This window comes from Fodinibius sediminis, assembly GCF_900182555.1.
GTDB lineage: Bacteria > Bacteroidota > Rhodothermia > Balneolales > Balneolaceae > Fodinibius > Fodinibius sediminis.
Map to the genome: position 1 here is coordinate 413,213 of NZ_FXTH01000002.1, position 8,812 is coordinate 422,024.

4 protein-coding genes and 1 pseudogene are annotated in these 8,812 nt (G+C 55.2%); all 5 read right to left on the reverse strand.

Annotation, left to right across the window (positions count from 1 at the left end):
* Positions 1 to 5: 5 nt before the first annotated feature.
* Positions 6 to 3,074, reverse strand: coding sequence for a PVC-type heme-binding CxxCH protein (locus tag FN808_RS03835; RefSeq protein WP_142713224.1), 3,069 nt, complete (start codon positions 3,072 to 3,074; stop codon positions 6 to 8).
* Positions 3,075 to 3,130: 56 nt separating this feature from the next.
* Positions 3,131 to 4,858, reverse strand: coding sequence for a carbon starvation CstA family protein (locus FN808_RS03840; RefSeq protein WP_142713225.1), 1,728 nt, complete (start codon positions 4,856 to 4,858; stop codon positions 3,131 to 3,133).
* Positions 4,859 to 4,938: 80 nt separating this feature from the next.
* Positions 4,939 to 6,672, reverse strand: a complete 1,734-nt coding sequence (locus tag FN808_RS03845; RefSeq protein WP_221929893.1) for an FAD-dependent oxidoreductase — start codon at positions 6,670 to 6,672, stop codon at positions 4,939 to 4,941.
* Positions 6,673 to 6,753: 81 nt separating this feature from the next.
* Complete coding sequence (locus tag FN808_RS03850) at positions 6,754 to 8,475, reverse strand: FAD-dependent oxidoreductase (RefSeq protein WP_142713241.1); 1,722 nt, start codon at positions 8,473 to 8,475, stop codon at positions 6,754 to 6,756.
* Positions 8,476 to 8,707: 232 nt separating this feature from the next.
* Positions 8,708 to 8,812, reverse strand: a pseudogene (locus tag FN808_RS19410) (RidA family protein); the annotation flags it as partial.

Genomic DNA, 8,812 nt, shown 5'->3' on the forward strand with positions numbered 1-8,812 from the left:
TGAGTTTATTTGAGAGATGAAAGATAGGCAACCAGGTCAACCAGCTCCTGTTCGCTCATGCCGGCGACAAGATTATCGGGCATCAGGGAACGTTCTACCTGTTCCCTTCCCTTAACAGACGACTTTGCATAGGTAGAGGTATATCCTCCGGGCAGAAGCAAAACAATCTCTGAGGCAGTCTCACTTTGTATAATTCCTGTTATCTCGGTTTCATCATTCAGGGTCAGGGTATGTCCCTCATAACCAAAACTTATGCCGCTGCTGGGATTCAAAATAGCATCATACAACCCCTTCTTGGGCAATTTCGCTCCAATCTGGGACAGCGCAGGCCCAAAATTCGTCCCGGTACCGTTTACCCGGTGACAAATTTGACACGACTGCTGAAAAATTTTCCTGCCGCTGCCGGGTATCCCCGCCTTTTGTACCAGCTCCGAGGCAGGGGGCAGTTCAACAGCAGGAGGCGGGGACTCACCGGACAACTTCTTGGCGAGTTGCCGGACATCTCCCCTCCATGAATCCGAGAGTGCTTCAGCAGCGGCTGCACTGAGTGATTCGGGAAGCACTCCACTCTTAACCAGTTCAACCAGCCGCTGCTCTCCGCCCCAGGAAACACCCAGTGCTTTAACGGCCTGCCGGCGCTTGGTCAATGTATTCTGTGCATCCAGTGCAAAGACCTCAAGCATCGTGATGGATTGAGGTGTGGAGGTATTGCCAAGCACATCAAGGATATTCTGTTGGTCCTGGCCGTTACTGCTTGCCAGTGCAGCTCTGACAAGTGGTTCCCCCCCCTGGTTGAGCGCCAGGCGAGACGCCCTGATCCCGAGGCTGCTGTCGGGGTGGGATGTCATCATGGCAAGCAGTGCCTCTCCCTGGTCTTCCAGCTGAAATTTTTCAACCAGGTCCAGGTATTCCTGGCTCTTCCCTGCTGCTGTAAGAGCTTCGCGCAACTGCTCGCGCACCGTGGCTGACCGTTGTGCGGCGGAGGCATCCAGCTGTCTCAACGCCATAATATTGAGCCGCTGCTGGTCTGGCAGATCGGCCTTGAGAATACCAATCAATTCCTGCTCCTTTCGCGGACTATCATGAAAATGAAACGCCCTGAAGTACCTGCTTTTATCTTCTGTTGCAATGGAAGGATCCTGAATGACTGCTGTGAGCATGGGCAGGGCCGCAGCCGCCCGGGAGCGCCATATGATGTCCCGGCCAGCCGGAGTATTCCATGCTGTTCCCATCTCATCCGTCCAATGCTCAAAAAAGCGGTCCCATTGCCCTTTTGCACCAATGCCCAGTGCCTCCAGGTACCATCGGTCCCGGCCATCATGCTGCATCGCAAGCTTGGCCCACAGCGCCGGGGCTTCCGGAGCCTGGTTCTGATACAAGGCAATGGCTGCCTCGCGGCGTACTTCAGGGGCGGCATCCTGTACCAGGGCCGATACATACGGAATAATATCAATATCCAGCTGCCGGGCAGCACGAAGGCCGGTAATACGAATATCGGGATTATCATCCCCGAGGGCCTGCTCGATATACTGAATTCCTTTATCCTCCAGCTTGTTCAGCAGCCAAAGCGACCGAGCCCGGTACCGGCTGTTTTCCGATCTCCAGAGCGAAACGAGAGCACCTTCGGCTTCAGCCCCCCACTCGCGCAGCTTCAGCCAGGCACGTGCGCGCATATTCAAATTGGGATTTTTAAGAGCCTCCACTGCCGAAGCGGGGCTACTGAGATCAAAATCCGGTAACCGGTACGCTGCTCCCTCCGGCGCAATGCGAAAGATACGTCCCCGCTGCTGATCCCCCATTTGGTGCCCCCCCACGCCGGGATCATACCAGTCAGCTACAAAAATAGACCCATCCGGAGCCACCGTCACATCCGAGGGACGAAACCACTGGTCTCTGTTTCCCCTGAGGATATTTTCGATATGAGCTGAATAGCCCGCCCCTTCTTTTTTGACCGGGTACGAACGGATAACATTGGGGCCGGCATCCGCGTGAATCATCGCATTATCAAACACATCGGGTAGCAGATCACCTTCGTAAATGGCCATGCCTGTTGGCGATCCTGCCCCCGTCTGAAGCAGGTTTGGAATGGAACCCGGATCATGTTGATACCAATGCCGGCTGGGGATATCACCGGCCATGCCTGTTCTTCGTGTACGCCAACCGGCACCCGTCACTTCGTCGGTGTATCCATAGTTGCCATGCTCCATCACGTAATTAATGCGTACCCCCTTGTTGCCGTCGTCATCATTATCAGACTGCCAGAGGGTACCATAGGAATCGACGGCCACTTCGTAATTGTTTCGAAAATTATGCGCCAGGACTTCTACATTTCGCCCATCCAGGTCACTGCGGAAGACCATGCCCTGCCGATAGGGATTCCCTCCTGCTTTTATCTCATTTCCGTAAGGGTCGGTTACCGCATTTCCATCAGCATCCTTCAGTGTTTTCCCTTCATTGCCAAAGTTAAAATAAAGCCGCCCGTCGGGACCAAACACAAAAGCATGGACCGCGTGATCATGCTGCTCTCCCTGAATACCGCTAAACATGACCTCCTTCCGGTCTGCTTTATCATCTCCGTCCGTATCATAAAATACGTATACATAGGGACTTCGGGAAACAATCACCCGCTCATCGAGCACCATAATGCCCAGCGCTGCGTCAATGTCATTGCCCTGGTAAAATACCGTGCTGGTATCGGCCTTGCCATCGCCATTCGTATCCTCCAATATCATAATTCGATCTCCTTCTGCTCTCCTTGGATTATCCGGATTCAGCTTCGGCCGGTAGTTATAGCCCTCGGTTACCCAAACCCTGCCCTCGGCATCAATATCCATATTCGTTGGATTAACCAGCATATCTTCTGAGGCAAAAAGGGATGTTTCCAGGCCTTTCCGGGTTTCCAGTCCCGCCAGGGCATTTTTGGCACTGTGTTTCTCCCGGTCGCTGAGCTGCTCATAACGGCCCCCGTCCCGAGAGCATCCCCCTGAAATAATAATGATTGTCATTAACCATACGCCCCAGCCTAAGATCTTAGCGGAGCTACCTGCTGTTTTTCCCGAAACCGTATTTTTCATAATCCATATTTGGTAAAATTGATATTCAATACACTGTTAGCCGAACAGAAATATTTTTACTTCCGAGTCTCCCTTCCAAGCAACAGGCTGGCCGATTCAATCAATATCCAGAGCGTAAAGCCCAGAATAACAGCCCCCAGCCCAAACAGCAGTAGATTGGCTTCCGCATCCGCGTAGCCCGACCACTGGAAAACCACCTGCTCGGTCATCGCCCACAGCGTCATGCTCAGCAGAAAAATCATTGGTACCAGGGTATAGATAACCGGTCGGCCCTGTTTTCTGAGCCAAATGGTGATTAACAAAAAGCTGATGCCGGCAAGCAACTGGTTGGAGGTGCCAAAAAGCGGCCACAGAAGGTACCCGCCGGAACCGAGTCCCCGGGGGCCTTCCGGGAGCAGTACCAGCGCTGCACTCGACAATACGGCCACCGACGTGGTGACATGAACCCTGGTCAAGGCCTTAACCTGATAAATTCCGCCCAGTTCGGCAATAATATAACGCATCAGCCGTACCGAGCTGTCCAGGGTCGTGGCTGCAAAACTTACCACAATCACTGCAATAATGGTTCGGGCCGCCTCGGCCGGAATCCAAAGTCCGGTAGCCAGCTGTCCGGCCCCCTGAATAAATGCGTTGAGTCCGTTGGCGCCGGCATCAGAAAAAGAGGAGTAGGTAGAAGCAAAGGCTTCTCCACTGGAAAAGAAGGTCCCTACGGCCAGGATAGTGATCACAGCGAGAGCCCCCTCCCCGACGGCGCCCAGGTATCCCACAAAACGAGCATCGGGTTCCTTGTCAATCTGTTTGGAGGTCGTTCCCGAAGAAACCAGACCGTGAAATCCCGAAACAGCCCCGCAGGCGATAGTGATAAAAAGCAGCGGGAACCAGGTAACATCCCCCGCCCCCGTATTCTTTGCCGGGGCTGTAACTTCGGGTCCCAGCACAAACAAACCTGCATACAGAATTCCCAGTCCCAAAATAAGCTGTTGAGCATTGATGAAATCACGCGGCTGAAGAAGCTTCCATACCGGCAGCACCGAGGCGATATAGACGTAGATCATCAGTACAATAATCCAGATTAAAAAAGCCATCGAAGTACCGCTCAACCCAAGCCAGACGCTGCTCTCTGCCCCGCCAAAATAGCGTACCAGGTCTATTTGAAGGGCCGGCACATAGGAAGCCCAAACAGCCGTACCGTACATAATCACCAGCACCACCAGACTGGGTATAAGCATATTGCCCTGCCGCTTGTAGGTATAGTAACCGATCCAAACGGCCAGGGGTATCTGAATAAAGATGGAAAGCACACTCGCCGGGAATGAAATAAACAGGTTGGAGATTACCCATGCAAAAACCGCATTTACCATCAGTACCAGGATAAGGATGATAAACAAAAACAGAATGCGGGCCCGCTTGCCAATCAACGTATCGGCCAGGGTTCCGATGGAACGCCCTTCATGTCGAATAGACAGAACCAGAGTCCCCAGGTCATGAACACCGGCGGCAAAGATCGTCCCGACAGCCACCCACAACAGGGCCGGTGCCCAGCCCCAGTAGATAGCTATAGCCGGACCCACAATGGGCGCAGCTCCGGCAACTGACGTAAAATGATGCCCGAGGACAATCCACTTATTCGTAGGAACAAAATCCCGCCCGTCCTCCTGAGCATGGGCCGGAGTCTGGTACTGCGGGTCAAGCCGGTAAATCTTTTCTGCTATAAACTTCGAGTAAAATCGGTAGCCCAGAGCAAAGATGATCAGGGCGCCCAAGGCCAGCCAAATACTATTCATGGATGATACTGTATTATTACATCTTCAGTTCACGGATGAAAAAAACCTTCCGTCTGCCATAACGGAAGGACATTTCATTGCTATTCATGTTCCAAAACCTGCCCGTCCTTTTGCAGCTGCCTGCGGAGCCTGGAGTAGTCCACCTGCTGCACCGCGACCTGGTCCTCCACTGCGATGGCGGCAGCCGTAGCGGCAGACTGCCCCAATACCATAAACACCGGCTCCATGCGGATCGACCCGAAGGCGATATGGGAGGCCGACAGTGCCACCGGCACCAGCAGGTTGCTCGCCTGGTCGGCCTTAGGCGTCAGCGAACGGTAAGAGATGGGATAGGGTGGGTAGCCGTGCACCTGGATGTCCCCTTCGTTCTTCACCATCCCCCCGGTTATTATTCGCTGGATATGATGGGAGTCCATCCCGTAGGCGGCCATGCCGATGCTGTCGGGGACCACTTCCGTCCCGGTTACATTAGACTGGGTCATAACATATTCCCCTTCCATCCGCCGGGCTTCGCGCACATACAGCTGCGGGGTAAAATGATCGTTTTTAAGAAACTCATCTTTGGGATACCCCCAGTCGGCAATAAATGACTGCAGCTGCTCGGGCACCCGCGGGTCGGTTTTATAAAAATACAACAGTCCCTTGGTATAATTCTCATGGACCTGGATAATCTCCCGGCGCTGCTCGTAGCTGGCCTCGGGGTATTGGTGGTTCCTCCCGATCATGTCGGTGGAAAAGCCTCCCCGATTGTTGACATCGGTCTTGCGGTTCGGCATCCGGGTCCAGATAAAATAGTCGTTGATGTCCCGGTGCTCGGGCTGGGCCTCAAACAGGCGCGCCAGCAGCTCGTAGCGGGTAGAATCGTAGTCGGCCGGCCGGGTGATCGGGATGCGGTTGTCGGGGTCGTCGGTCAGGGTGAGACGAAAATTGTAGGCCTGCACTTTCTCATCGCCGGTCCCGTTGGAGGCCAGCGTGTCTGAGCTGATGCCCCACAGCAGCCCGCTGTCAGGATTACCCTTTTCCCTGTACGGATCTACTCCATCCGGAAACTGGTGACGGTTGCGGGGGACCCGGCTGAAGTAGTCCACCTTGACCGAGTCAATATCATCCGGCAGGCCCTCGGGATACAGCTGCACCCCGTTGAGCGATTCGTCGTAGGTATCCGAGGATTCCCGTCCCACCTCATAGGAAACCCCTGCCGCGGCCATCAAGTCCCCCTCGTAGGTGGCATCCAGAAATACTTTCCCCTCAAAGGTGCGCCCGCTTTCCATGGTGATTCGGCTAATGGTCCCATCCTTCTTCTGCACGCCCCCCTCCCGCTGCAGGCGCTCCCCGCGGGCCAGGTCAATCTCTTCGGCGGCCATCATCTCCTTGTACACCTGCAGGGCCGCGGAAGGCTCAAAGGTCCACATTGCCTTCTCCCCCTCGTCTGTGCGGCCCTGCTGGTCGCCCAGGTACTCCTCCCGGCTCTGCCCGTGCCAGTGGGACGGGTTCTCGTAGTAGCTGTGAATGTTCTCGTAGAATTCGCGGGCGATGCCCCCGATGGCAAACTTGTTCCCGATGTCGGTAGCTCCCAGTCCCCCGGTGGTAAGGCCGCCGATGCGCTGGCCAGGCTCGATCAGCACCACCGATTTGTCCATGCGGGAGCTTTGGATGGCCGCCGCTACCCCTGCCGAAGTGCCACCGTAGATGACGATGTCATAGGAAGAAGTGGTCTCCGGCCCTTCGGGCTCCTCCTGGCCACAGGCCGCTGCCATGGCTATTAAAAAGGGGGCGATGATCAGTAACATAAAGCGCTGCGTGGTGAATATCATAAGCGTTGATCTCCGGTTCCTGTACGTTTATGGTTATGGGGTATTGCAGCACAGCCTGTTGAGCCGTTGCATATCCCTCTTCTACCCATTCGGCCAGTGGGTTTCAATGCCTTGTGAGCGAATAAACGCCTGAAAATCGGCCAGCATGGATCGGTCCTCACGAACGGCACGCGGAGGCACATCGTGCTCCAGGGCATAGCGCGTCAACAGTCCCGCTGCTTCCCCGATACTCCACTCGACCGGGTGCAGGCGGTAGCAGCCGTTGGTAATATGGGTGGTGCCGATGTTTTTATTGGCGGGAAGCAGGTTGGTCATTCGCCGGGGCAGCAGGGATCCCAGCGGAATTTGGAACGGCAGCGAGGCAAAATCAATGTAGTTGTCTCCGCCGCTGCTCGGATGCAGGTCGATATGATAGTAGCCAACCCCCACGCTGTCATAAAAGTCAGAGGCTGTGACCTCTGACTGCTCCTGTCCCGTAACCATCGCCCGCTGCTCTTTGCCCACATGCTCCTCCAGTACGGTAAATGCAGCCTTGATGCGACGTGATTCGCGTACATACGGATATTTGGCCAGCCCGTCGTCGGTTCCCATGATGTCAGGGCGCAGTCGCAGGCCCGGCCATCCTTCTCCGCCGTCGGGTCGGGGCACTTCCGTCTGCAGCCAGTACAACAGGGAGAGGCTCAGCTGCTTGGACTGCTGTATATGCTTCTCAAATGTGTCATCAGAAACGTCGACCAAATTCCCCCCCATGTAGTCATTCTGCGGCCAGTTGACTACGGTTATGCCCCCGTCATAGGCTCCGGCCTCAAAATTAGCCGGATTAATGATCCGGCGGTACTTCCAAAGATTCAGTTTATCGCCCGTTGGCCTGCCCTCCGGATGAAATCCCAGCTCCCGGGGCTGGAGCGTCGAGGGGTTGGGATAGGTAAGGTCCAGCAGTTTTTCCGGCCACGGCGGGCTGACATCAGGTACATGTTGTCGCCAGAAATCGTAACGATCCGGTTGAGCAATGGTGTGGTCTTCACCGGGCACATAATCCATCGCAAAGCAATAGGTAAACGCCTGCTGGTTGGCCGCACTCCCCTCTTCCGGAGCGTGCAGCTCCCCCGTTTCCGCCCGGGACTCTGCACCCGTAACATATTCCGTACCGGTCAATGGCAACAGGTCACCAAGCTCCGTGGCGTCAATGAAGTAGGGGGCTTCCAGTATGATGGTCTCCCCGCTCCGTCTGTCGGTAGCTTCAAGGGCAGTAACCCGATCGCCCGCCACATCTGCCCCCGTTATTTTATGTTCCAGCAACAGATTCAGCTGTCGCCGGCTCTGGTAGGGGGCCAGCATCTGGCGCAGCACCGCCAGGGCCACCCGCGGTTCGTGGCACAGCCGCGATACAGCCCCATCGCCCGGGTTTAAATGCCTGCGGGCCCTGGCCTCCGGCTTCATCGGGTAATGCTGCTTGTAATAAGCCCGGATGCCGTCGCGGAGGGTGCGATAACTTTGCGGGGCCCCGTGGCTTTCTATCCACTGATGCTCATCCGGCGGCACCCCCTGCTGGGTCAACTGCCCGCCAATCCAGTCGGTTTCCTCGGTCATTACTACCGAGAGTCCATTGCGCAGGCATGCCAGGGCCGCAGCGATGCCCCCCAACCCTCCGCCGGCAATAACAACATCAGAGTTATATCCTTCCCGCAGACTGCTGCTAGTTCTAACACTTCCTCTTTGCCGAGACACCGACAGAGCGCCGGCTCCCGAGGCCGCAATGGTACCTGCAGTCGTCAGCAGTTGTAAAAAATCTTTGCGATTCATCATAAATGAATTTCGGCAATAATAACACAGATACCTCAAGAGCTCCATCCGTTTGATGAGCTCCCAAGGTATCATCTGCTATGTTAGAATGATGATTAAAGCTTTTTTGTCTGCTTTCAGCCAGGTATGTACTCCAGAACAGAAAAAGGATCTCCGGAGGAAGTGAGGGCAAAAGATCGGCATTTCGCTATATTCCTCCCCTTCCCGATGCAGCTAAAAACAGATTAACCTGTTATTCATTGAGTGCCGCGATGCAGTCAATCTCCACCAGCGAATCGCCCGGCACGCCCCCGTAGGTCGCAACCGTCGTGCGCACCGGCGGGTTATCTCCAAAACG